The organism is Vibrio sp. vnigr-6D03, assembly GCF_002835515.1.
In the GTDB taxonomy this organism is placed as follows: domain Bacteria; phylum Pseudomonadota; class Gammaproteobacteria; order Enterobacterales; family Vibrionaceae; genus Vibrio; species Vibrio penaeicida.
The window spans coordinates 647,880-670,712 of record NZ_PIZL01000001.1 but is presented as its reverse complement, the minus strand read 5'-3'; the positions used below and the strand labels follow the sequence as shown (position 1 = coordinate 670,712).

Below are 22,833 nucleotides of genomic sequence, written 5' to 3'. Positions count from 1 at the left end.
TTTCAAGAACAAAATTTAATCTATGTAGGCAATGCACGACTCAGCGAGCGTTATCGGCATACCATTCTTGTAAACATTCAAAACCTGACACTGGCAATCTTGGCAACGTATTTCGGTAACGGGGGCATCGTTATTGAACGCTTCGGGAGTTATTCCTTACCACTTATGATCAGGTAATGGATAGCAATGAAGAGAACAGAGGTACGTTGATGAAAGTTGGTTTTGTAGGAGTTGGTCAAATGGGCGGTCCTATGGCCGTCAATCTGGCTTCAAACTTTGAGGTAATTGCACATTGTCGAAGCGAATCGGTTCGACAGCCTTTAGAGTCATCTGGAGTGACTATTACAAGGAATTTACAGGATGTCGCAAATGCAGACGTTATCTTCTTGTGCTTACCTAGCGCTAACGTTGTCGAACAGGTTCTTTTTGGTTCAGATGGATTGGCTGACGTTTTACGTCCGGGAACGATTGTTGTTGATACTAGTACCGTCGAATATAGCACTACGATTTCTATTTCAGAGAAGCTTTCTTCACTTGATGTGAAATTTGTTGATGCGCCTGTATCCGGTATGAGGGCTCGTGCTGAAGATGGCACTCTGACCATCATGTGTGGCGGCGAGCAAAGTTTAATTGATGATCTTAAACCGCTATTTTCCAGTATCGCCTCAAATATCATGTATATGGGACCAGTAGGCAGTGGGCAGCTCACCAAACTCATTAATCAACTGCTCTTTGATATCAACGCTGCCGCTTTAGCAGAGATCCTTCCACTGTCCGTTAAGCTTGGGCTTGACCCGACTAAAGTCGGTGACGTTGTTAATAGCGGAACCGGGCGAAGCTATGCATCAGAATTCTTCATCCCTAATGTATTGAAAGGGATCTTTGACAAAGGATACCCCCTAGAGCATGCCTACAAAGATTTGATTAGTGGGGCCGAAATATCGGTTCAATATCAAATACCCACACCCGTTTTATCAGCCGCAACAGCAACTTATCAAACGGCGTTACTCAATGGACATGGTGCAAAAGATAAAGGCGCAATGCTGCGCGTCTTTGAAGACCTGCTTGATGTCAAATTTCGCTCTGGTAGTAAGGAAGGAGATTCAAAATGACAAAAGAGCATGGATTAAAACGTAACCTAACCAACTACGGTGACAAAGAGTTTGCGACCTACTTGCGTAAATCTTTTGCACGTTCAATGGGTATTTCAAAAGAAATGCTGGATAAACCCATTGTCGGTATCGCAATGACCCCTTCAGGGTTTAATAGCTGTCATCGGGGCATGCCTGAGCTCGTAGAAGCGGTGTCAAGAGGCGTTCTCGCTGCTGGGGCTCTTCCTCGACCATTCCCAACCATCTCATTAGGCGAAGTTTTTCTCAGCCCTACCAGCATGGTTTATCGGAACCTCATGGCAATGGATACAGAGGAAATGGTACGCGCTCAGCCGATGGATGCCGTGGTCATGATCGGTGGATGTGACAAAACGGTACCCGCTCAATTAATGGGGGCTGCTTCCGCTGATATTCCAACGATTCAATTGGTTACCGGACCGATGTCAACGGGTCGTCATCGAGGTGAGCGTTTAGGGGCTTGTACCGATTGTCGTCGTTTTTGGGGGAAATATCGTGCCAACGAAATTGATAAAGTAGAAATTTCTGAAATTGAAGGCAAACTATCAACGACCTCTGGTACCTGTGGGGTTATGGGCACCGCAAGTACGATGGCTTGCATTGCTGAAACACTTGGGATGTCATTGCCCAATACCGCGGCGATTCCTTCGGTACACTCAGAGCGTTTGGTTGCGGCTGAAGCAACAGGTCACGCTATAGTCCAACTTATCGATAACCCCATTCTTCCTAGTGAAATCATTACTAAAAAATCCGTTGAGAATGCCTTTCGAGTCCTTATGGCCATCAGTGGTTCAACCAATGCGATCGTTCATTTAACGGCTGTCGCAGGTCGCTTGGGTGTAAAGATCTCTGATGAGCGACTCAACGAAATTTCTGATGAAACCCCTGTTCTGGTTAATTTGAAACCTGTTGGTGAAGGCTATATGGAAGATTTCTATGCCGCGGGAGGTCTGCAGGCCGTATTGCATGAGATAAAGCACCTGCTTCATCTTGATACCGTCAACGTAGCTGGGCAAACCCTTGGGGAGCTCCTTGAAGAACCGATGAACTGGGTTGATAGGACCTATATCAAATCACTCGACGAGCCGATTTCCAGTGTAGGAGGTTTGATTTCAGTGAAAGGTAACATTGCCCCAGACGGCGCGATATTCAAACGTGCGGCAGCAACGCCTGAACTGTTTGAAGTGGAGGGGCGAGCCGTTGTCTTTGAGGATTTGGAAGATCTTGCAAACCGCATTGATGACCCTGATCTTGATGTAGAACCCAATGATATTCTCGTATTAAAAAACGCAGGACCAGTAGCGGCTGGCATGCCCGAAGCCGGATACCTCCCCATTCCCAAAAAACTCGCGCAAAAAGGTGTGAAAGACATGGTACGCCTATCAGATGCGCGCATGTCCGGAACAGCGTTTGGAACCATTGTTCTCCATATTTCACCAGAAGCTGGTGTCGGTGGTCCATTAGCGGCAGTTGAAAATGGAGATCGCATTCAATTTTCCGTGAGCAAGAAACGAATAGAACTATTGGTCGACGACAAGACCATTGAGATGCGTTTGAAAAATAAAGCACCTCTGGAGATACCAGAGCGCGGCTATCGGGCGCTATATAGCAAAACCGTTTTACAGGCTCCGGATGGTTGTGATTTTGATTTCCTTCGTCATACATCAGCTGATTCCTGATGCCTTCCTCAACATATAATTTTCTAGGAACCCAAGATGAACCTTTTCGCCAAACTCAAGCAGCGTGAACAAGAATGCAAACCCATTAAGGTCGGATTGATCGGGGGGGGTAAATTTGGGACCATGTTTTTGTCTCAAGTCACACGCTTGCCTGGTATTCACGTGGTTGGAATTGCAGACTTATCACCATGTGCTGTTCAATCGAATCTCGAACTCGTAGGCTGGTCTAAAGAATCCTACTCTGCTGTTAATTTAGGAGAGGCTGTAAGTAAACGGACGACTCATGTGACCGATGATTGGCGTCGTCTTATAGATCAGCCTGAAATAGAAATAATCATCGAAGCGACAGGCAATCCAATGGCTGCTGTCGAGCACTGTCTTGGTGCTTTTCGTCAGAATAAACATGTGATCAATGTGACGGTTGAAGCTGATGCATTTTGTGGCTTTGGGTTGGCGTTAAAAGCCAAGGAGGCAGGTGTCGTCTACAGCATGGCTTATGGGGATCAGCCTGCGTTAGCTTGTGAGTTGGTAGACTGGGCTCGAGCCAGCGGATTCAAGGTGGTTGCTGCAGGACGGGGACATAAATGGTTACCTCATTATCGCCACTCTACGCCCGATACTGTCTGGGAGCATTGGGGGTTGACCGCAGAACAGGCAAAACGAGGTCGATTGAATCCCAAGATGTTTAATGCATTTCTAGATGGTTCAAAGCCTGCTATTGAATCGGCAGCCATTGCAAATGGTACAGGGCTGGATGTCCCGACGAATGGATTGCTCTTCCCTCCAGGATCCGTCGATGACATCCCCACGCTCATGCGTCCTAAAGAGCTTGGCGGTGTTCTCGAACGCGCTGGAATGGTAGAAGTTGTGTCTTGTCTAACATTGGACGGGCAGCAAATCCCAAATGACATTCGAAAAGGTGTTTGGGTATGTATCGAAGCAGACACGGATTACCATAAAAACTGTTTTGAAGAATATAAAGTGGTCACCGATCCTTCCGGTCGGTATATGGTAAATCATAAACGTTGGCATTTGATCGGGCTTGAACTTGCCATTTCTGTTGCATCAGTTGGATTACGCAAAGAGGCGACTGGCTTCGCCACATCTTTTAGGGCGGACGTTGTCGCCATTGCAAAACGAAATCTCGCTGTCGGCGAAACACTCGATGGTGAAGGAGGTTACACCGTTTCGGGAGGATTGCGCCCAGCCTCAATCTCCGTTGAAAACCGATATTTGCCGTTGGGTCTTGCGCATAATGTCATCTTGAAGAACGCAGTCCAGGAAGGTCAACCAGTGAGATGGGATGACGTAGATATCAATACGACAACTGCCGCTTATAAACTTCGTAAAGAGATTGAGCAACAATACGTGTAGTAAGACAGGCATTTTTTGCTTTGTCTAATACCGATACGAGAGTTAATTGCCAGATAATAGGATCTGTCCTTCTACAGTTGAGTAAACAAACTGCAGAGGGACAAAACGATCAAGCTAAAGAATTCACCTAATTCCTAGCTTCGCCACCCAAAACCCCCATTTAACAAAAATGCAATTCTAGCGGCAGTTGGTTATATTTTGTGCAAACGATCGCTGGAATTGCCTTTTATGATAGTTGCCCCACACCCGATGCGTTTTCTCTATGCTAACTTATTGAATATAGGTGGCTAAAATTTGTCACCCTTTTGTCGCCACATAGCCTAGTTGGGCTCTGTCATTTGATCGAGAAAACAAGAATTAAAATCTAGTGAAAGGAGTCGTTATGGGAATCAAAGAACTTTGCGCAGACGATCTGTATGTACATGCTTTAAACGAAGACTTCGAACACACTTCAACTAAGAATATCGAACCGATTGATGAAATTGTTGGGCAAGAACGCGCTCAAAAAGCCGTTGAATTCGCTATGTCCATCAAAGAAAAGGGTTATAACATTTACGCCATTGGTCGAAATGGTTTAGGCAAGCGAACCATGGTGTTACGTTATTTAAACCGCCACCCAGTGGATAATGAGTCCACCTTCGACTGGTGCTATGTCGCGAACTTCGATGATATTCGCACACCCAAAGTGCTTAAGCTGCCTGCGGGGGTGGGAACAAACTTAAGCAAAGACATCGAAAAGCTGATGACCAAGTTGGTCAAAGCGATGCCGTTGGCTTTCGATAACGAGATTTACTATTCCCGTGCCGACAAGCTAAAAAACCAACTTGCGGCGAAGCAACAAGAAAAGCTTGAAGACATCAGTAAAGATGCCAAAGAGCGTGGTATTAGCTTAACCATAACCAATCAGGGCGATTACCAATTTGTTGCCATGAACGGTGAAGATTTACATACCGAAGAATCCTTTGATGAGTTAACGCCAAAAGAGCAAGACTACTTCGATAAAACCATCGATTCGTTAGAAATCTCGTTGCGCACCATGGTTCGCCAGCTAACCGAGTGGGAAGAAACGTATACCGAGAAAATCCAAAAGCTGAACAGCGATGTAACGCTCGATGTGATCAGTCATTTCATCAAGCAGCTTAAGAAAGATTACTCAGAATTCACAGAAGTGAAGAAATATCTGGGTGAACTGCAAAAAGACATCGTTGAAAACGTCGATATTTTCTTAGAAGAAGCAAACGAGCAAGGCGAAGTTGCTACCGCCTCTCTAGACAAGAAGTTACCACGCCGATACAAGATTAATGTGTTGGTGAGCCAAAAAGACGAAAACTTCCCCATCATTGTGGAAGATAACCCCAACTACCATAGTCTGTTTGGTTACACAGAAACGGCTACGTTCAAAGGCACGGTCTTTACCGATTTCTCGCTTATCCGAGCGGGTAGCCTCCATAAAGCCAATGGTGGTGTACTGCTGATGGATGCGGTTAAAGTGCTGGAGCAGCCTTATGTGTGGGATGGTTTAAAACGTGCACTCCGTGCTCGACAGTTAAGCTTAACCTCGTTAGAGAAAGAGCTGACCCTTACGGGGGCGGTTTCGCTTGATCCAGAACCCATTCCACTGGATGTGAAAATTATCTTGTTCGGGGATTACCGCACCTACCAACTTTTACAACACTACGATGCTGAGTTTGGAGAGTTGTTCCGCGTAACGGCAGACTTTGAAGACGAGATGACGCGAACCCCTGAAGCCGAGCTTCACTACGCGCGCTTTATCTCTAGCATTGTGCACGATAACGGCATGCTGCATTGCGACAAAAAAGCCATTGCCAGAATCATTGAGCATAGCTCCCGCCGTGCGGGCGATTGCACCAAGCTTTCGTTGCATTCTGCTCATATTGCCAACTTGCTACGAGAGTCTAACTATGTTGCTCGTGCTGCCAAATCCAACTTGATTCGTGCGAGCCATGTAGAGCAAGCGTTATCGAGCCAAGAGATGCGTGTCGGCAGGTTAAAAGACAGCGTTATGGAAAGCTTTACCAATGGCACCACGCTCATTCATACCGAAGGGCTAGCGGTTGGGCAGGTGAATGCGCTTTCCGTACTCAGCACGAGCGATCATATGTTTGGTGCACCAAACCGAATCTCGGCGACAACAGCGTACGGTGACGGTGAGGTGATTGATATTGAGCGTAATGTCGATTTGGGTGGCAGTATTCACTCAAAAGGCGTGTTGATTCTTTCGGCTTACCTCGCCTCTGTATTTGGCAAAACCGCTCGAGTCCCGTTAACCACGCATATTACGTTTGAACAATCTTATGGCGGCGTAGATGGAGATAGCGCAAGTATGGCGGAGTTTTGCGCCATTGTATCGGCATTTTCTAAACTGCCCGTCCGACAAGATATCGCCATTACAGGTTCCATGAACCAGTTTGGTGAATCTCAGCCTATTGGTGGCGTGAATGAGAAAATTGAAGGCTTCTTTGATGTCTGTGTGATCAAAGGACGTTCACCGAATCAAGGGGTTATCATTCCAAAATCGAACGTCCATAACTTGATGCTGCGTACCGATGTGGTAGAAGCGGTTGAAAAAGGCGAGTTCCACATTTGGGCAATTGATCATGTGACCGAAGCTGTAGAACTCTTTACGGGCAAACAACCAGGCGAATTGGGCGATGAAGGCGCTTACCCAATCGATTCTGTATTTGGTGTAGCACAAGCGAAGCTGAATGCTCTGCGTAAGTAGCCGAATAACATAATTTGAAAGGGGCGAAAGCCCCTTTTCTGTATCTGAATTTACATTGTAAATGACGAAAGTTAAGCAACCTCATGTTTGGGTATACATAGTCCTCCCTTGCTTTGCTTGAAAATAAGGAAACCTGAATGTACAAACTGGAAATCTTCTGTCAGCCAGACCAAAAAGACAAAGTGTTGAGCACGCTGCATGAGTCGGGTGTCGATAGAATAGGTAACTACGATCATTGTTGGGCGATTGGTTCTGTGACCGGTTCGCACCGTGCGCTATTAGGGTCTAGCCCTGTTTTTGGTGCGATTGGCGATGTTGAAAACTACCCATTGATGAAAATAGAAATCAACATTGAAAAGCAGTATGTGGAAGGCATTGTTGCTCAGCTAAAAGAATGCTTGGGTTGGGAAGAGCCTTTAGTGAACGTGCTCAAACTGTATAACCAAGAATTCGATTTCAGTTAAAAGGGAACGTAATGAAAATAGCCATATTGGATGATTATCAAAATGCTGTAAAAGATTTGGCGTGTTTTCACATCCTGAAAGAGCATGACGTTATCGTATTGAATGAAACGATCAAAGATCCGGAGGTGCTGGCTGAAAACATTGTCGATGTGGAAGCGCTTATTTTAATACGTGAACGTACTGAGATGACGGAAGCGTTGCTTTCGAAGTTGCCAAACTTAAAACTGATCAGCCAAACAGGGAAAATCAGTAATCATATTAATCCTAATCTTTGCCATCAATATGGTGTGGATATCGCAGAAGGAAAAGGTTCACCCATTGCCCCTTCTGAACTTTGTTGGTCGCTAATTATGGCGGCGTACCGTCATATTCCCTCTTACGTTTCCCAGCTTTCTCAAGGGATTTGGCAACAGTCCGGATTAGGGTTAGGTCAAACCTTACATGGTAAAACGCTAGGTATTTGGGGTTACGGAAAAATTGGTCAGCGTATTGCCCAATACGCTAAAGCGTTTGGAATGGACGTTTTGGTTTGGGGAAGCGAATCCTCTAGGACAAAGGCGATAGAACATGGCTTTGATGCTGCGGAATCTAAGCAGTCATTTTTTGAAAGTGCAGATATTGTTTCTTTGCATTTAAGGCTTAATTATGCCACGCGAGAAATTGTAAACCGATCCGATTTATCGGCGATGAAATCAGGATCGTTATTTGTGAATATCAGCCGTGCAGAACTGGTAGAGCAGGGCGCTTTGCTTGCAGAACTTACTTGTGAGCCGTCGAAATTTGCTGCTCTTGATGTATTTGAGAGTGAGCCTGCTACTCCAGAAAATGAACCATTAATCGCGCTACCTAATGTGCTGGCAACCCCTCATTTAGGTTATGTGGAACAAGGCAGCTATGAGTTGTACTTTAAGATCGCATTCGAGAACGTGATCGCGTTTGCAAATGGAAATCCGCAAAATCTGGTCGCTAAGAGGTAATCATGCAGTGTTTGGATAAGCAAGAAGCGTTAATTAAAGATGCAGTTACATCCTTTCAAGAGTCACCGGATGTACTGGCGGCAGTATTGGTCGGTTCGTTAGCGGGTGGGACTGGCGATAGAGTATCGGACGCAGATATCGTTGTATTTAGTACCAACAATTTTCATAAGAATAATAGCGATCAATTCGAACAGTTTGTAATAGGGAAAGAGGTTTTTTATTGTTTATCGGGTGAGCACAATGACAAAGCATGTTTTCGCAAATATTTATTTGGTGATATGACAAGTGCTGAAATTCACATACTAGATGTATCTGAAGAATTTGAGATATGTAAACCTTATAAGATATTGTTTGATAAAAGCTCTGTAACTCCAAGTAGAATCTCGAACCAACCAGCGCCTAAACATGAGAACTTTCCGGTCTTCCCGAATGGCGATGACGGACTGATTTGGGAACTCTTTGACTGTGTTAAGTGGCTTAGTCGAGGCGATAAAGATTTAGCTAAAGGGTATCTAAAGCGACTGGCTAAACAGCTTTAATTAGAATTTTATTTGCGGATAAACTGGCCCCTAAAATCGGATGGGGTCATTTGCTTCTTCTCTTTAAATTGGCGGTTAAAGTTAGACAAGTTATTGAATCCCGAGCGCTCTGCTACGAGTGATACCGGAATATCGGAATTGACTAACAATTCGCATGCCTTACCTATTCGAAATTTCTTTAAATGCTCCGAAAAGCTTTCTTTGAAATGCTTTTCAAATAGCCGATAAGCCGAGCTTTCACTCATGTGAAGCGTTTTGCAAAAGTCGCTGATTTTTATCGGTTCATGGTAATGGCTTTCAATGAATTGCCTTGCAGCTTCAACTCGACTAAAGCTTTCATCCGGCTGCATTGCTTGTTCGATACCATAGCTTGACGACGATAGTGATGAAGCTGTTTTATCATCCGCTAGCTGTGTTAATGCATCAATCACATTAAGAAGTTGCTGGTGGGCAGAAAGTACTCGGTGGTCTTTCATTTTGTGAAACAGTATTTCCCCCATTTCTTTAGAAAACTCAAGACCGTGATAAGAGCGGTGAAGCATGGGTTTGATATGAGCGAGTTCTGGTGCGGCTTTGATCAAATTGTCTATCCAGCTTTGAGTGAACCACAAAATTAAAGTGTTATGTGGTTGAGAGGCATGCGCAAACGACCGACCCGAAAGCATATGAGGTAAGCCAGGCCCAAAAAGCAGTAGGGTATTATGGTCGACTTTTCCAATGTGATCGCCTGCAAAAAAATTACCTTCAAAGCAATCCCCTGGGTCTCGATAAAGGACCAGTTCATATTCCACATGATAGTGCCACGCACAGGCATAGCCCTCTTTAGGCACGTCACAGACATACTCACGGATTTTCCAATTGAAATGAGGTTTATCCCCAATGGCTTCAACAAAAGGTCTCATTCGTTTTCCTTTCTAGGGCTGCTTACTTAATGACTTATATACCCATTACTGTATGAGGCTGTCAAAGTGTAATGGTATTTTGAATGAATAGTATCGACACACGACAGATTTCTACCAATCATGTGCATTATATTCAGTAGACTTATTGCACTTATACCCAAGTGATCTCAAGGTGCAGGATTCAGAGCCTCATATTCTGTTTCAATTCAAGGAAAAGAATGCAGCGGAATGACGAGTCCTTTCCAAGTTCTTAGACGATGAAGTGGGACAGAATATCGGCTCCCAAGGGCGAGTTTAACTGGCTTTCATACTGCGTTATCGATTCTTGATTTAGAACCACTAGATCTTCAAATCGATGCCTTGCCTGAAAGCCAGTTAACTCTCGCTGAACCTAGCATCTTGAGGTTACTTGGGTATACATCCGGTACGCAGAATTTATGTTTCCTGCGCACCTAAATACATAGAGCGGCCACTCTTTTAAATTTAAACTTATTAATATCAATGCATTGTGCCTTTTGTACGTAAGGGTGCAGCAGTGAGGATCTTGCTATGTGGACAAATAGAACCGCAATTCTGTTCTTGTTTACGACATTCGCGACTGGGCTTTGTGGATCATTTTTCTTCCCCTTATCTAGCCTATTTATGGTGGAAGCGTTAAATGCCACGCCCGCAATGCTGAGTGCCTTTTTAGTGCTCTCTGTTTTCAGCTCCGTGGTGGTCTCTCAATTTATTGCTTACCGCTCAGACAGAGGGTGGAAAAGAAAACGAATACTGCTCGTTTCATTTTGTGGCTACTTAGTTACGGTGCTTGGTTTTTCGTTCATCCGCGATTATTACTTAGCGGTAGCCATCTCAGTGGTATTTGGCAGTGTGACTGGGGCGATTTATGGGCAGGCATTTGCGTTGGCACGTGAATACGCCGATAGGCATTTAAATGATCAAGCGACGACATTTTTGTCTACCTTGAGAGCAGGAATGGCACTGGCGTGGGTATTCGGGCCGCCAATCGCTTTCATCATTAAGGCGGAATATGGATTCTCAGCGACCTTTTTGATGTCTGCGGGAATGATCGTAATTACAATTGCCATTGTCTTCTTTTTCCTTCCTGACGGGGAAATGAAAGAGGAAAAAGTAGAAGATGCGGCCACTGCAATTCCTTGGTATCAAAGAGCATCGGTTGTGTTGTTTTGCTTATCCATGCTGATGACCTTTTTTGCTAATGGTTTGTACTTAACTGCGATGCCTTTGTATATCACCAAAGAATTAGGGCTAAGTGAAAGCTTACCAGGTACTTTTTTGGGTATTGCAGCGCTTTGTGAGATCCCAATTATGCTTGCCGCTGGCTGGTTGGCAGCGAAATATGGTGGGAACCGAGTCGTTGGGGTTGCTTTGGTTTGTGGCATGGTGTTTTTCATTGGCATTATTAAAGCAACAGAAGTATGGCAACTGATCGCTATGCAGATTTGCAATGGTATATTCGTTGGGATTACGGCCTCATTAGGGATGGTCATTTTACAAGACATGATGAAAGACCAGCTTGGTGTTGCATCCACATTATTCTCAAACGTGTTGCAAGGAAGTACGCTGTTGGCGAGCATCTCCATTGGCATTGTTGGCGGAATGTACAACTATTACAGCACGTTTTATTTAAGCTTGGGTGGAACCGTATTAGGGCTGGTTTTCTTGGGTATGGCTGCGCTAAGAAATCGCAGCACCCGTGGTATTGCCCCCGCTTATTGATTGGGTAAGCTAGCGAGCTTTTGTCTTGTGGACTCAGACAGCTCTGCTTCTTTATACAGAGCTTCTGCGACCGCCTGATTTTCCGGCGTATTTTGGGAACCCGACATCAGATATTCAAATAGCATTTCTTTTGTCGGTGTCGGAATGTCGCCACTCATAATCCGCTTACGAAGTTGGTGCTGATAATTTGAATCAAAAGGCAGCAAGTCTGGTGTAGATAAACGTGCGTTCACTATTTCTCGCACTACATTTGGATTGCTGTCTTTTATGGCTTGTTCACGAAGTGCTTGCTTCATCTTAGGGTTTCTAGCTAATACCCTCGCAGCCACCATCCTTTCATCAAAATGCTCGCTTTTTAAATAATTGGATACTTGGCTATCAAGTGTGCGATCGTCTAGATTATCAATGGAAACCAAAGTGAGATAAGACGCCTCTTCTGACTGCAAGTTTTTACTTAGATATTGGGAGACGTCGCTGCGTAAAGACTCGGATTGGCTTCCTAAAATGCCAATGTTGAGCAAGGCCGTTTCAGATATGATTTGATTGCTGTTGTCGCTGGCAGCTTCCAACGCTTGCAGCGCATGAATTGAATTCACATCCCCCATTTTGGATATCGACATAATAGCGCGTAGCCGGTTTTCTTCATCTAATGAATTGTCTTCTATCAATTGTGAGAGGATATATTCCCCTTCTGGGCTTTGTGAGCGCTCCAGCGCAAAGATTAAAAGCGATTGTTGGTCGTCCGTTAGGTTTTGGTTCTGAAGCCAATCTTTCACGGTGTTAAAACCCTGACCAGCCAGATAAGCGCCAATAAGATGGGCGCTGTCTAGGTTGGGGGAACCTGCGTACAATTCGAATTGTTCCACAAAGTTGTCTTCATTCACTGCCTCGTTATTGCTTGCAGTAGCTACGTCTAACCCTTTTAAATGTTGATTAACGTTACTTGCGTATTGGTTCATCGACCAATTGAGCGCTGTCGTGCTTTTTAACGGTGAAATATTGGTCTGTTGAACAACGGTCAGTTTCTGGTTCTCATAATCGACGGTACGCGTGTGGGTATGCGCTAATGTTTGCGGGAAGCCAGCAGTATCGTGAGTTAACTTCCATTTATCTTGCTGTTCGATTACCTGATAACTCTGCGAGTCGGATACAGCCCCAAGCCAGTCTCGCTCTAGGCTAGATTCATTTTGTCGGGCGAAGTAAAAACGGTGCTTTCCATCTGCTAGGGCGAGTGTTTTACTCCCCGAAAAGTAAGAAAACTGAGTCAGTGTGGTATTGATAATGGTCAGTGGGTGAGAAGAGTTTAGCCCCAGTAAATCTATGTTTTCAAAAGACCCCTGAGAAAATTGAGCGGTAAACGTAAGGCGCTTTGGGCGATCTTCCCCTTGTGGGTCGGCTGCCCATTGAATGTTGTATATTTGTCCTAGATACACATTTGGCTGATCGTCTGTCGGTTTCAAAGCCATATTGAATCTATACGTCATTTCACCCAATTGCGTTTTTGGGTTACTCATGGTTGTTGTGAGAGCCACACGATAGCGATAAACAGGATCGGATTCTTGCTCTTCTGCACTTTTGGCAATGGTTGAGATGGAAGCCGGTTCGCTGTTTTTCTCGGGCGTATAAACTGGAATACTCTCGGAGTTATCTTGCGTTTCAGGTTCTTCCTGAAATACAAATACTGATGCGCCTACAGCCGCAACAATACCCAGAGATAGCAATAAAATTACCCGTTTCATGTCTCCCCCCTCAATCGATGTATCACTTAATTTCACCATACCAAAAGGGAACGAGCGGTGTGCTCGCTCCCGCTTTGAGTCTTATATATACTTAGTCTTATCGTAAATAGTGTGACTGAATTCCCATATTGGAGACCAGCTGATGAGCGTTGTCTCTGCATTAAGAATGTTCCAAATGCCAAACAATTTCACCTGACAGTACAATCCTATGTTTCCACTCCCGCCTTTCGCACTGGCATCCCACTTAAGCCGCGTGTAGTACTGAAAATCCGTCGAGCTCCCTTCTTTGTAGGTTACGCCAGCCTCTGCATGCGCTTTTGTGCCAACATTCACTAGGTTGATCGCACCTTTAACGCCTTTTTCTATAGTTTTGACGCCAAAATTCAGCATGGCATAGCCTTTGGCTGTCGCATCACCCGCTACAAATGGGCGAACAGACGCGTAAACAAAGTCTGGTCGACGCTGACCATTTATTTCGATTGGCGTGTTTGGTTTGTCAAAGCCACCCACTTCAAGACCTGCAGCGAAATCTGCCCCTGTTTTCAATACAGCGCCAATTTTTACGCCCAGCTTGAATACGCCAGCTGGATCGATTGGTACTTCAGGAATCGGGACTTCAGGAGCGGCAATCGTGTGAGAAAACGTGCGTTTAATGTCTGCCTTTAATAGAGCGTTACATGTTGGGCTGATCGAAAGAGGGGTAGTTGCATTCACGGTTAGAGATAGATGCAGCCCACGCACGCAATTGAGTTCTTGGGGGTTAAACGACAGGTTAGTATTTCCAAAAACAGTGCCTATTTGCGTATTATGCGGACCTACGTTTACAGTGAACTTGTTGTCTGTATTTCCTAGTATTTTCCCTCCTGTATACGTCACATAACCAGAGGCATGCCGCGTTTGTTGGAACCGACCTACAACGTTATGCACGTTTGCTGAGTGATTTTTGTTTAAAACGGTTCCAGCATTAACAGTGCCAGCGTAGGCAGGGAGAGAAAATATCCCTATTGCCAAGGTACCGCAGACAGCCAATGCCATATTTGAGGCTTTCTTCATTGTCTTATCCTTAATATTAATCCTGTAAGCTAAAGTCAAGCGACCAATGTTTGAATAACAATAAAAGTGTAAATATTCTAAATTGAAAACTGCATTTCAAACATCCATTTAACCTAGTCAGATTTATATTTCAGTCAACAGGCTGCTAACTTGTTGTTTATTATAATTAAGATAATAAGCCTATACTTTGGATGGTATTTTATTTTATTGATTATAAAGGCTTTTATTTAATTCTCTTTGGAAATTAAATGGTTGAATATATTTCAACTAATGTGAGTGAAATCAAATAAAAAATATATATTAATAACTATATTTATCTTGATTTGTTTATTAGCTTTACCTGTATTTCATTACGTTAATATTAAGGTTAATAAAGTGTTTAGTAATAGTAAATGAAAAAAACAATCTAGCTATGTGTGTTGTTGTTTATTGTTTTTTAAATTTATTAATATTTAATGTGATTTTAATTCAATATATTAATGGTAAATCAATATTTATTCCTTATAACCCTCAATTTATAGTGGTTTTATTTCCCCTAAGATTTTTAAAATTTGATTTTTTCTCTAAAAGTTAAATGATTTTGATATACGAAGAAGTAAATAAAATCCGTGCCTTGAGGTTATTTGGGTATATTATTTTGATTTTTATGGAAATCTAATTGATGATGAGCACATCTAGTGAATAGTTCTTGTCTTTAGTTTCTAAGGAGAATACTTCAAAAATGCGCGTATTAGTTTCAGGTGCTAACGGATATCTTGGTCGGCACGTTGTTCGTTATATGGAGTCACTTGGACATAGCGTGTTCCGGTACTTGAGAGAAGGTCAGTCTCATCGTAATGGGGTGTATTCGTCAGACACGCCTTTTTACCACTCTTTCGATTTGGTGGTGAATTGCGCAAGACCTCATTGGTCTGAGTATTCGCCGCATGATATCGCTCTTATTGAGCAAGAAACGCTGGTAATACTCAATAAATTCTGTAAAGCCGAAGGTGTAAAAATTCATACTTCTGGTGTTTGGCTTTTCGGACATGCAAATGAACAGGAATTGAAAGAAAGTATTCTCAAGCCCTTTGATATCGTAAAGCCAGATAAAAAAACGATAGAACAAGCGAGGGATGTTGGTTGGAAAATTGTCTATTGCCCCAGTTTGATTTATGGCGGTGAACATTGTCAGCTAAAAAGAATCATAAGGGATTATGAATCGGGTCAGGTCAATATTGCGATGCCTTCTACTGGCTTCAATCAATATGCGCATGTTCAAGACATTGCTGAGTTTTATGGTGAGTTAGCATTTTTAGAGTGTGACGATTCCGATATTTTTGTCGCTGAAGAGCAAGGGTACAGCCCACTTGAATATGCATTGATGTTGAAGCAACGTGGGGTTGTCCTTGAGATCATAGAATGCAATAGAACGGAGTTTCAGAAACAATTTGGGCAAGACGCATTGGATATTGAGCATTTGAATTTGAAATTGCCAATTCACCAAAGTTTCATCCCAAAACATAGACTTAGAGATTACATTTCTAATGAGCTTGTGCTTGAATAAAATGAAAGAAAATAATGCAAACCTCGGTACTGCCCGTTCTATATTTGGCGGATTGAGTATACGTTCTTGATAGATAAGTGGTAGGTGAGTAAGCCAATGGAGGTAACGTGAAAATACTCATAGAGCAAGAAACGGCTTTACATCAACCTAGTGTTAGAAATAACCGTGATGAGGTGAGTAGGCTGTTGCATCCCGACTTTGTCGAAGTTGGGAAAACAGGGATAACCTATCATTTTGATGATGTGTTAGAAGAAATGAACGACGAATCTGAACCTGTGATTCACTCTCAGGATTTTTTGTGTGTCACGCTTAAACCATCTGTTCAATTACTGCTTTATAAAACAGCTTTGCAGGATCAACAAGGCGGTTATTTTGATTACGCTAAACGATCGTCAGTTTGGACTTTCTCTGGAGAGAGTTGGCAACTTATTTACCATCAAGGGACGTTATGCCCAGAGTTTGAAATTAAGGGTTAAGCTTGTTTTAGGCTTAGGGGCGTAAACTGTATTGAAGCAAAGCAGTCAGTACTGCCATCAGGTAAGAACACAAAGCCGTATAAGTTAAACACAAGGAATCGTGAAAATGGGGAAGCAATTTTCAGAGTTAAACGAAAAGCATATTGAATTCATAGCCGAGCAAAAGATGTATTTTGTCGGCACAGCCAGCGAAACAGGTAGCGTGAACGTATCGCCTAAAGGCGGAGACTCTCTTCGAGTGATTGATAATAAAACCATTGCTTGGCAAAACTTAACGGGCAGCGGAAATGAGTCGGCGTCTCATGTTATTCAAAACCCTCGAATGACGATTATGTTTTGTGCTTTCGAAGGTGCACCTTTGATTTTACGAGCGTATGGGCATGCACGTGTGCTGCATCAGGGAGATTCTGACTGGGACACATACGTCGGGAAATTTCCCCCAAGCGTCGCAACTCGACAAATCTTCCTACTTGATATAAATCTAGTGCAATCTTCTTGTGGGATGTCGGTGCCTTTTTACGATTATGTTGCAGACCGAGATGAATTGGCTAAATGGTCTGAGAGACAAGGAAAAGAAGGCGTTGAGAAGTATTGGTTGAAGAAGAACCAGAAAAGTATCGATGGCTTCGAGACTGAGATAGCGCAACGTGCTGGGTTATCAAAAGAAGCTTAAGTAATCGGCTCCAGCATTGCTGGAGCGCTGATTTTTACCTGCCTAATCCAACCTTAAAACCCAGTGTTAACCCCGGTTCTTAAGAGCATTATTTTACTGCTGCCAAATCTTGAGCAATCTCTCTCCAGTCCGCTATTTCTTCTTTGTAGTGAGCCAGTTGCTTGTTATCCATTAAGTTAATCACTTGTGCGATTTTATCGCTGGCTAATTGTCGATTATGTTCCAGCTTTGCTTTGAGTGAATCGGTGTAAAAGCTATCAGGATCATCTAGGATGCGAATAAACATAGGTTGAAAGTACTGGACTTCGTCGCGGCGATTGAACAAGGTTTCCATCTCAATGTACATTTTGTCGTTGTGATCTGCCCAATCGAAGTTTGTAATTTTAACGTCTTCAGACCACGACTTGATGATCGCCTTTTGTTTGCTTGAAAGCGACCCTAACCATGTATCGAGATTATCTTCCATTCTCTCTTGATACACCTCTCGGATCTCCGCTTCGTCCATATCTTTGTATTTTTCGCGGTATTCTTCATGCTCTTTCGCCGTATTTTCTAGCAATTCATCGACTTGCTTTTGATCAAGTTGGCTGACTAGTGCATAAAGGTTTGGTGAGGCTTTCGCGATCACTCGCCTGGCGTGCTGTCTAAACTTCTCGGTATGCATAAAAACATAGGCAGCATCGACGGTTTCTGGATCCATCGATTCGAGCTCGTTGAGGTGTTCTATGTAGGCAGGGAGCTCTTGAGTTTTGTGCCACTCACTCAGTTGCTGCAAGCTAAGTTCAATAACATCTTCTTGTTCCGAGTTAAGAGAAACGTAATCATCTATGTATTCCAGAACAATCCAATCCAAATTGCTGTATACGAATTTGGTTGTGCATCCAATTAGCCCAAATGCGAATACAACAGGCAAAAGACGTTTCCAAAACATAGCGATTCCTTGCTAACGAGTAATTGAGGGGGATATGTATAAATATACTTATTCTACGACAGCAGAGATCAATTGGTGTTCCCTGATTTATAGGGGTATTAGTTTCATTATTAGCTCAACAATCCTTCACGATTGGATTACGCATAGCGTTTTATAACTGAGATTAAATTATTTGCGCTCAAGGTGAAACAGGTTTTATATTGCTATTGATTGCAAACTGCATTTGCAAAATGCAAACGCAGTTGTATTTTATGGCGAAATTATGAGAGATAAGTACGGATTTTAACCGAAAATGTGATGTGAAAAGTTGGCACGGTAGATGCATTAATAAGAGTGACCCTTTTTAAAGCCGAGGGTCACCTAGCCAACTGACGTTGTTAGTGAACCGATATTTGTTCACAAATGATTTAGCCACCCGCGTTTTGCGTGTGGCTTTTTTTTCGTCTGTAGATTACCCCCATCCAATTTTTCTCAATCCCGCTAAACAATCGGAATGGCATAGTAAATACAGGATTCTTCTGAGTCGGCTTTGTATTCAGGCCCGTATATTTCAATATCTGGACCCTGTGTATGCTCATAATTTTGATTCAGTAACCAATTAGAATAAACATAGTTCACGGTTTGATCTAAAGCTTGGGGGCGACCTTGGTGAGCAAATTTAGCATAGCGAGCACTTTCCACTGTTATTGAAGCGAAGCCATCTGGTAGAGGCGTATTGGGCTGAACTTCGATTGCGGCGTAATACTCGAGCAAATCCGATTGGTCGCTCACAGGTTGAATAACGCCATACGCAGTTGAGTCATCAACTATGTATCCATTCAGCTCTTTTATGCGTGGAAGGAAGGCGGTCCAAAGTGCTGGTAACTTGTCTGCGATGTTGTTTTTGTCTGAATCAGAGCTGTGGAAACGGGTATGCAGCCCCACCAGAAACATTTCGGGCTGACAGCGAATGTCGGGCAAGGTATCTAAGTTTTGGTTCAAATGGCGTAAGTAATCGGTGGTGATTTCCGATTTTTTTAACCACTGCTTTTTACATTCAACCTGCCTGTATTGTTTTGGGGTGATCCCGAACAGCATTTTAAAAGATCGAGTATAAGCCTCTTGAGATTCGTAGCCTGCTTGCAAAGCAATATCAAGAATTCGCTGATTGCTGGATTCGAGCGCAACTAGCGATTGAGAAAGCCGACGATTCCGGATGTAAGTTTTTAAGGTTTCATTTGTGAGAGCCTTGAAAATTCGTTGGAAATGCCATTGGCTCATTCCCGCGGCTTTGGCAACGTCATGCAATTCAAAATCGCTTTCAAGAGAAGACTCTATGAATGCAATCCCCGCTTGAATACGCTCGATATATTTCACTTATTAACCCTCTTGATCGGGCAGTTCAAAGAACCCCGTTTCTGCTTTTAGTTTCCCATTGTGATCGTACTCGCCAAAACTGACACCTTCACCTAGCACATCACCATTTCGATTGCACATATTCCACTTAGCCATGCTTTTATTATGGTGGCTCAAAAAGTAGGTAGTGACAAAGTGACCACCGTCAATTTGCTGGTGGAATTCAAGCATATATTGGATGAGTGCATCCCAACCTTTGGTCTGAGTTAGTGGGTCGGTGTATACCGTATCTTCTGTCATGCACTGTTTGAATAGAGCGCGTTTTTCTTCTGCGGTTTCTGCCTTCCAACTTTGTACATATTGTTCCCAAATTTCGCTGTGCTCCATGATGTATCTCCTTGAGGTCAACAGACCTGAGTTATAAACACCGCCATTGTGCAGGTTGGATAAATACACGTTTTGATATTTTGTGCGAAATTTTTGGTTGTATTTTAATCAATCTTGACAAGGAATGGATTCAATCCTATTGTACACCTTATGGTAAACATTAATGACGAACAATTGAGCCACGTCTTTATGGCTCTCGCAGATGAAACACGACGTGAAATGGTACGTCAGTTAGCTAATGGGTCGTTGCCCGTTAAAGAGCTGTCGAACCCAAACAACATTTCTAAATCTGCGGTAACGAAACACCTTAAAATTTTAGAGCGAGCAGGGTTGCTGACTCGGCAAGTGGTTGGGCGTGAGCACATATGCTCTTTGAACCCCGATCCTTTGGTTGAAGTGAACGAATGGCTAGCGTTCTACCAAACTTTCTGGGAAGACAAATTTGATGCACTAGAATTTTACCTAGACAAGCAACTAACGGAGAGCGAGTAACGATGTCGGCTCAACGCGGTTATGCAGCTTTAAAATTACAACGAGAATTTCGGACTGATGGTAAAACTCTTTTTGAGGCGTGGACGCAATCGACGATGCTCAGTCGCTGGTTTGGCCCCCAAGAGCACGATGTACTGACGGCTAGCATCAATGCCGTGCAAGGCGGACAATACAAGATTGTTTTGCGATCCCCCGAGGGGGGGGAGATTAGCCACTTTGGCGAATATGTTGTCGTCGACCCACACGTACACCTTGTTTTTACTTGGGTACTTGCTAACCAAGATTGTGGTGGCTGTGCGGATCAAGATACGTCCACGTTAGTGACTTTGCGGTTTGAGCAGTTGGATTCGAAGCTCACTCGGTTGACTTTACTTCATGAAAAGTTGCCTGATCAGAAAGCCTACGAAAGGCATAAATTCGGCTGGTCGAGCAGCTTAGACAGCTTAGAGGATATTCTTCAAAGCATCAGCCAATAAGTATTTGTCGAAATTGAGCACTGGATTAGTGCTTTTTTTTGAAGTAGACAGTACACCTTTTGGTGTACATAACTAAGGAAAGTAACATGGAAAATATACATCACCACATTGTCATTGAATCGACGCCTGAAAAATTGTTTCAAGCGATCACGTCTTCCGAAGGCTTGTCTTCATGGTGGACAAAGGCAGAAGCGACACAACAGGTAGGCGAGAATCTTTCGTTTTTCTTTGGTCCTCAATGCGACCACAAGATGGAAATGCACCTGATCTCATTAGAAGCGAACCGAAAAGTGGTTTGGCAATGCGTAGAAGGACCATGGGCAGATATGGGGCATTTCTCTTTTGTCATTAAAGAAGATGCTCGAGGAGCAGCGCTGAGCTTTACCCATGAAGGGTGGCCAGAGATGGGCGCCTTTTTCGGACACTGTAACTGTAAGTGGGGGTTGTTTCTTGGTTTGAGCCTAAAAAGCTACTTAGAAACAGGGAAAGGAGTACCTCACCCAAATGAGCAAAATATTTAAAGTAGTGATACGAAAGCGACTTTGTAGCCAGCATATTTGGCTTCATCGACCTCCCCACTTTCGAGTTTGAAAGTGGAGAGGTTTTGAATCCTGCACCTTGAGGTCACTTGGGTATACATCACCATTTAATAAAATATGAGTTGATTTGTTTCGATATTTAGAACAAAGATTAGGAGAACTGAATTTTTGTGCTTAGGAGTACTTCTGTGAAACTTCAAAATACCTCTCTTTTTAAACAACAGTGTTATATCAACGGGCAGTGGATCGGGGAGGCTGTAGAAAAGCAACCTATCTTCAATCCCGCCACTGCAGAAAAAGTGGGTGAAGTGCCTGTACTTGGTAGAGAAGAAGCTGAATATTGCATAGAAGTCGCGAGTAAAGCACAGAAAGAATGGAAAACACGCACCGCCAAAGAACGATGCAATCTATTAAAAAAATGGTTTGATTTGATTCAAGCAAACAGCGACGACTTAGCGACGATAATCACCACAGAACAAGGTAAGTCGATTAACGAAGCGAAAGGCGAGGTAGCGTATGCCGCCAGTTTTATTGAATGGTTCGCGGAAGAAGCCAAACGCGCATACGGAGAAACCATTCCCGCCCACAAAACCGACGCCAGAATTGTAGTAACCAAAGAACCCATTGGTGTTGTCGGAGCCATCACGCCTTGGAATTTCCCCGCAGCCATGATCACACGAAAATGCGGTCCGGCCTTAGCGGCAGGTTGCAGCGTGGTCCTTAAGCCTGCTCCAGATACTCCTTTTACTGCATTGGCTCTCGGTGTATTGGCGGAAGAAGCCGGTATTCCAGCTGGTGTTTTTAATATTATTACCGGTGATGCCGCAGGGATAGGTGGCGCACTGACCGATAGCAAAACCGTTCGAAAAGTGTCGTTTACTGGGTCTACCCAAGTTGGGAAGCTTTTAATGTCCCAATCGTCTGGCTCAGTGAAAAAACTGTCTTTGGAGTTAGGTGGAAATGCCCCTTTCATTGTCTTTGAAGACGCAGATATCGACGCAGCTGTTCAAGGTACGGTGATTGCGAAGCTGAGAAATGCCGGCCAAACTTGCGTGTGTGCCAACCGTATTTTTGTTCATCGTGATGTGCAAAGTGAATATGTCGCCAAGCTCAAGGTAGCGTTTGAAAAGTTGAGTGTCGGTAATGGCATGGATCCAACCAATCATATTGGCTCAATGATCAATCAAGGCGGTATCGACAAAGTGTACGCTCATTTAAACGATGCGCTAGAAAAAGGCGCAACGTTAGAGCTCGGCTCGAAGCAAAAACCAGCCGATCTTTTCTGCTCTCCCATGATTGTAACGGGAATGACCGATGACATGAGAGTGGCAAGTGAAGAAACGTTTGGACCTCTTGCCGCGATATTTACGTTTGACAGCGAAGATGAAGTGATCGAACGAGCGAATCAAACGGACGCAGGTTTGGTGGCGTATTTTTACTCTCAGTCGCTAAGAAGAAGTTGGCAGGTCTCAGAACAGTTGGAGGCTGGCATGATTGGCATAAATGAAGGGTTGATCTCTACCGAAGTAGCGCCCTTTGGGGGGGTAAAAGAATCTGGGCTTGGTCGTGAAGGTGCGCGCCAAGGCATTGAAGATTATCTAGAAACTAAGTATATGCTGATGGGCGGGCTATGAGATT

Annotated in this window: 21 protein-coding genes; 15 read left to right on the top strand and 6 right to left on the bottom strand. The window is 43.7% G+C overall.

Annotated elements, in window-relative coordinates:
- Positions 1-176: 176 nt before the first annotated feature.
- From CW749_RS02925 to CW749_RS02895, 7 genes are all read left to right on the top strand, one after another.
- Positions 177-1,112: an NAD(P)-dependent oxidoreductase gene (locus CW749_RS02925; protein WP_201796987.1), complete on the top strand. Its 936-nt coding sequence runs from the start codon at positions 177-179 to the stop codon at positions 1,110-1,112.
- Positions 1,109-2,809 (top strand): dihydroxy-acid dehydratase, encoded by a 1,701-nt coding sequence (locus CW749_RS02920; RefSeq protein ID WP_101110468.1) that lies wholly within the window; start codon positions 1,109-1,111, stop codon positions 2,807-2,809. Before CW749_RS02925 ends, CW749_RS02920 begins: the two co-directional genes overlap by 4 nt.
- Before the next feature lie 36 nt (positions 2,810-2,845).
- The gene (locus tag CW749_RS02915) at positions 2,846-4,183 is read left to right on the top strand and encodes an SAF domain-containing protein (protein WP_101110467.1); all 1,338 of its coding nucleotides are present in this window, start codon (positions 2,846-2,848) and stop codon (positions 4,181-4,183) included.
- Between the two features lie 382 nt (positions 4,184-4,565).
- Positions 4,566-6,926, top strand: a complete 2,361-nt coding sequence (locus CW749_RS02910) for an ATP-binding protein (protein ID WP_101110466.1) — start codon at positions 4,566-4,568, stop codon at positions 6,924-6,926.
- A 137-nt stretch (positions 6,927-7,063) separates the two neighbouring features.
- Positions 7,064-7,390, top strand: a complete 327-nt coding sequence (locus CW749_RS02905) for a hypothetical protein (RefSeq protein ID WP_101110464.1) — start codon at positions 7,064-7,066, stop codon at positions 7,388-7,390.
- An 11-nt stretch (positions 7,391-7,401) separates the two neighbouring features.
- Entirely contained in the window at positions 7,402-8,367 is a 966-nt protein-coding gene (locus CW749_RS02900) for a D-2-hydroxyacid dehydrogenase family protein (protein WP_101110460.1), read from the top strand.
- Positions 8,368-8,369: 2 nt separating this feature from the next.
- Positions 8,370-8,906, top strand: a complete 537-nt coding sequence (locus CW749_RS02895; protein ID WP_101110458.1) for a nucleotidyltransferase domain-containing protein — start codon at positions 8,370-8,372, stop codon at positions 8,904-8,906.
- 8 nt (positions 8,907-8,914) lie between these two features.
- On the opposite strand, the gene CW749_RS02890 is transcribed toward CW749_RS02895, so the two are convergent.
- The gene (locus CW749_RS02890) at positions 8,915-9,808 is read right to left on the bottom strand and encodes an AraC family transcriptional regulator (protein ID WP_101110456.1); all 894 of its coding nucleotides are present in this window, start codon (positions 9,806-9,808) and stop codon (positions 8,915-8,917) included.
- Between the two features lie 549 nt (positions 9,809-10,357).
- On the opposite strand from CW749_RS02890, the gene CW749_RS02885 reads away from it, so the two are divergent.
- Positions 10,358-11,548, top strand: coding sequence for a sugar efflux transporter (locus CW749_RS02885; protein WP_101110454.1), 1,191 nt, complete (start codon positions 10,358-10,360; stop codon positions 11,546-11,548).
- Here CW749_RS02885 and CW749_RS02880 read toward each other — a convergent pair.
- Complete coding sequence (locus CW749_RS02880; RefSeq protein WP_145997820.1) at positions 11,542-13,287, bottom strand: HEAT repeat domain-containing protein; 1,746 nt, start codon at positions 13,285-13,287, stop codon at positions 11,542-11,544. The genes CW749_RS02885 and CW749_RS02880 overlap by 7 nt on opposite strands.
- An 81-nt stretch (positions 13,288-13,368) precedes the next feature.
- The gene (locus tag CW749_RS02875; protein ID WP_101110449.1) at positions 13,369-14,340 is read right to left on the bottom strand and encodes a hypothetical protein; all 972 of its coding nucleotides are present in this window, start codon (positions 14,338-14,340) and stop codon (positions 13,369-13,371) included.
- A gap of 721 nt (positions 14,341-15,061) precedes the next feature.
- Between CW749_RS02875 and CW749_RS02870 the strand changes: the two genes are divergently transcribed.
- The 3 genes from CW749_RS02870 to CW749_RS02860 all read left to right on the top strand — a co-directional run bounded on the left by CW749_RS02870 (position 15,062) and on the right by CW749_RS02860 (position 17,035).
- Positions 15,062-15,886 (top strand): NAD-dependent epimerase/dehydratase family protein, encoded by an 825-nt coding sequence (locus CW749_RS02870; protein WP_101110448.1) that lies wholly within the window; start codon positions 15,062-15,064, stop codon positions 15,884-15,886.
- Positions 15,887-15,993: 107 nt separating this feature from the next.
- Positions 15,994-16,362 carry a DUF4440 domain-containing protein gene (locus CW749_RS02865; protein WP_101110446.1) on the top strand — a complete coding sequence of 123 codons (369 nt, stop codon included), beginning with the start codon at positions 15,994-15,996 and terminating at the stop codon, positions 16,360-16,362.
- A 106-nt stretch (positions 16,363-16,468) separates the two neighbouring features.
- Positions 16,469-17,035, top strand: a complete 567-nt coding sequence (locus CW749_RS02860) for a pyridoxamine 5'-phosphate oxidase family protein (RefSeq protein WP_101110441.1) — start codon at positions 16,469-16,471, stop codon at positions 17,033-17,035.
- Between the two features lie 88 nt (positions 17,036-17,123).
- On the opposite strand, the gene CW749_RS02855 is transcribed toward CW749_RS02860, so the two are convergent.
- The 3 genes from CW749_RS02855 to CW749_RS02845 all read right to left on the bottom strand — a co-directional run bounded on the left by CW749_RS02855 (position 17,124) and on the right by CW749_RS02845 (position 19,688).
- A complete protein-coding gene (locus CW749_RS02855) occupies positions 17,124-17,966 on the bottom strand; it encodes a DUF6279 family lipoprotein (protein WP_101110439.1) in 843 nt (280 codons plus the stop codon).
- 480 nt (positions 17,967-18,446) lie between these two features.
- Positions 18,447-19,322 carry a helix-turn-helix domain-containing protein gene (locus CW749_RS02850; protein WP_101110436.1) on the bottom strand — a complete coding sequence of 292 codons (876 nt, stop codon included), beginning with the start codon at positions 19,320-19,322 and terminating at the stop codon, positions 18,447-18,449.
- A 3-nt stretch (positions 19,323-19,325) separates the two neighbouring features.
- Positions 19,326-19,688: a nuclear transport factor 2 family protein gene (locus tag CW749_RS02845; RefSeq protein WP_101110432.1), complete on the bottom strand. Its 363-nt coding sequence runs from the start codon at positions 19,686-19,688 to the stop codon at positions 19,326-19,328.
- Between the two features lie 150 nt (positions 19,689-19,838).
- Here CW749_RS02845 and CW749_RS02840 point away from each other — a divergent pair, with 150 nt between their 5' ends.
- The 4 genes from CW749_RS02840 (at position 19,839) to CW749_RS02825 (ending at position 22,829) form a co-directional block, all read left to right on the top strand.
- Positions 19,839-20,180 (top strand): metalloregulator ArsR/SmtB family transcription factor, encoded by a 342-nt coding sequence (locus CW749_RS02840; protein WP_101110429.1) that lies wholly within the window; start codon positions 19,839-19,841, stop codon positions 20,178-20,180.
- Positions 20,181-20,182: 2 nt separating this feature from the next.
- A complete protein-coding gene (locus CW749_RS02835) occupies positions 20,183-20,656 on the top strand; it encodes an SRPBCC domain-containing protein (protein WP_101110423.1) in 474 nt (157 codons plus the stop codon).
- 86 nt (positions 20,657-20,742) lie between these two features.
- Positions 20,743-21,177 carry an SRPBCC domain-containing protein gene (locus CW749_RS02830; protein WP_101110421.1) on the top strand — a complete coding sequence of 145 codons (435 nt, stop codon included), beginning with the start codon at positions 20,743-20,745 and terminating at the stop codon, positions 21,175-21,177.
- A gap of 206 nt (positions 21,178-21,383) precedes the next feature.
- Positions 21,384-22,829 (top strand): NAD-dependent succinate-semialdehyde dehydrogenase, encoded by a 1,446-nt coding sequence (locus tag CW749_RS02825; RefSeq protein WP_101110419.1) that lies wholly within the window; start codon positions 21,384-21,386, stop codon positions 22,827-22,829.
- The last annotated feature ends 4 nt before the right edge of the window (positions 22,830-22,833 follow it).

Bases quoted from the DNA above. Each gene is read 5' to 3' on its own strand.
- CW749_RS02920 (WP_101110468.1), top strand. From the start codon at position 1,109: ATGACAAAAGAGCATGGATTAAAACGTAACCTAACCAACTACGGTGAC.
- CW749_RS02905 (WP_101110464.1), top strand. From the start codon at position 7,064: ATGTACAAACTGGAAATCTTCTGTCAGCCAGACCAAAAAGACAAAGTG.
- CW749_RS02915 (WP_101110467.1), top strand. From the start codon at position 2,846: ATGAACCTTTTCGCCAAACTCAAGCAGCGTGAACAAGAATGCAAACCC.
- CW749_RS02910 (WP_101110466.1), top strand. From the start codon at position 4,566: ATGGGAATCAAAGAACTTTGCGCAGACGATCTGTATGTACATGCTTTA.
- CW749_RS02845 (WP_101110432.1), bottom strand. From the start codon at position 19,688: ATGGAGCACAGCGAAATTTGGGAACAATATGTACAAAGTTGGAAGGCA.
- CW749_RS02855 (WP_101110439.1), bottom strand. From the start codon at position 17,966: ATGTTTTGGAAACGTCTTTTGCCTGTTGTATTCGCATTTGGGCTAATT.
- CW749_RS02885 (WP_101110454.1), top strand. From the start codon at position 10,358: ATGTGGACAAATAGAACCGCAATTCTGTTCTTGTTTACGACATTCGCG.
- CW749_RS02880 (WP_145997820.1), bottom strand. From the start codon at position 13,287: ATGAAACGGGTAATTTTATTGCTATCTCTGGGTATTGTTGCGGCTGTA.
- CW749_RS02870 (WP_101110448.1), top strand. From the start codon at position 15,062: ATGCGCGTATTAGTTTCAGGTGCTAACGGATATCTTGGTCGGCACGTT.
- CW749_RS02900 (WP_101110460.1), top strand. From the start codon at position 7,402: ATGAAAATAGCCATATTGGATGATTATCAAAATGCTGTAAAAGATTTG.
- CW749_RS02925 (WP_201796987.1), top strand. From the start codon at position 177: ATGGATAGCAATGAAGAGAACAGAGGTACGTTGATGAAAGTTGGTTTT.
- CW749_RS02840 (WP_101110429.1), top strand. From the start codon at position 19,839: ATGGTAAACATTAATGACGAACAATTGAGCCACGTCTTTATGGCTCTC.
- CW749_RS02875 (WP_101110449.1), bottom strand. From the start codon at position 14,340: ATGAAGAAAGCCTCAAATATGGCATTGGCTGTCTGCGGTACCTTGGCA.
- CW749_RS02860 (WP_101110441.1), top strand. From the start codon at position 16,469: ATGGGGAAGCAATTTTCAGAGTTAAACGAAAAGCATATTGAATTCATA.
- CW749_RS02830 (WP_101110421.1), top strand. From the start codon at position 20,743: ATGGAAAATATACATCACCACATTGTCATTGAATCGACGCCTGAAAAA.
- CW749_RS02890 (WP_101110456.1), bottom strand. From the start codon at position 9,808: ATGAGACCTTTTGTTGAAGCCATTGGGGATAAACCTCATTTCAATTGG.
- CW749_RS02835 (WP_101110423.1), top strand. From the start codon at position 20,183: ATGTCGGCTCAACGCGGTTATGCAGCTTTAAAATTACAACGAGAATTT.
- CW749_RS02895 (WP_101110458.1), top strand. From the start codon at position 8,370: ATGCAGTGTTTGGATAAGCAAGAAGCGTTAATTAAAGATGCAGTTACA.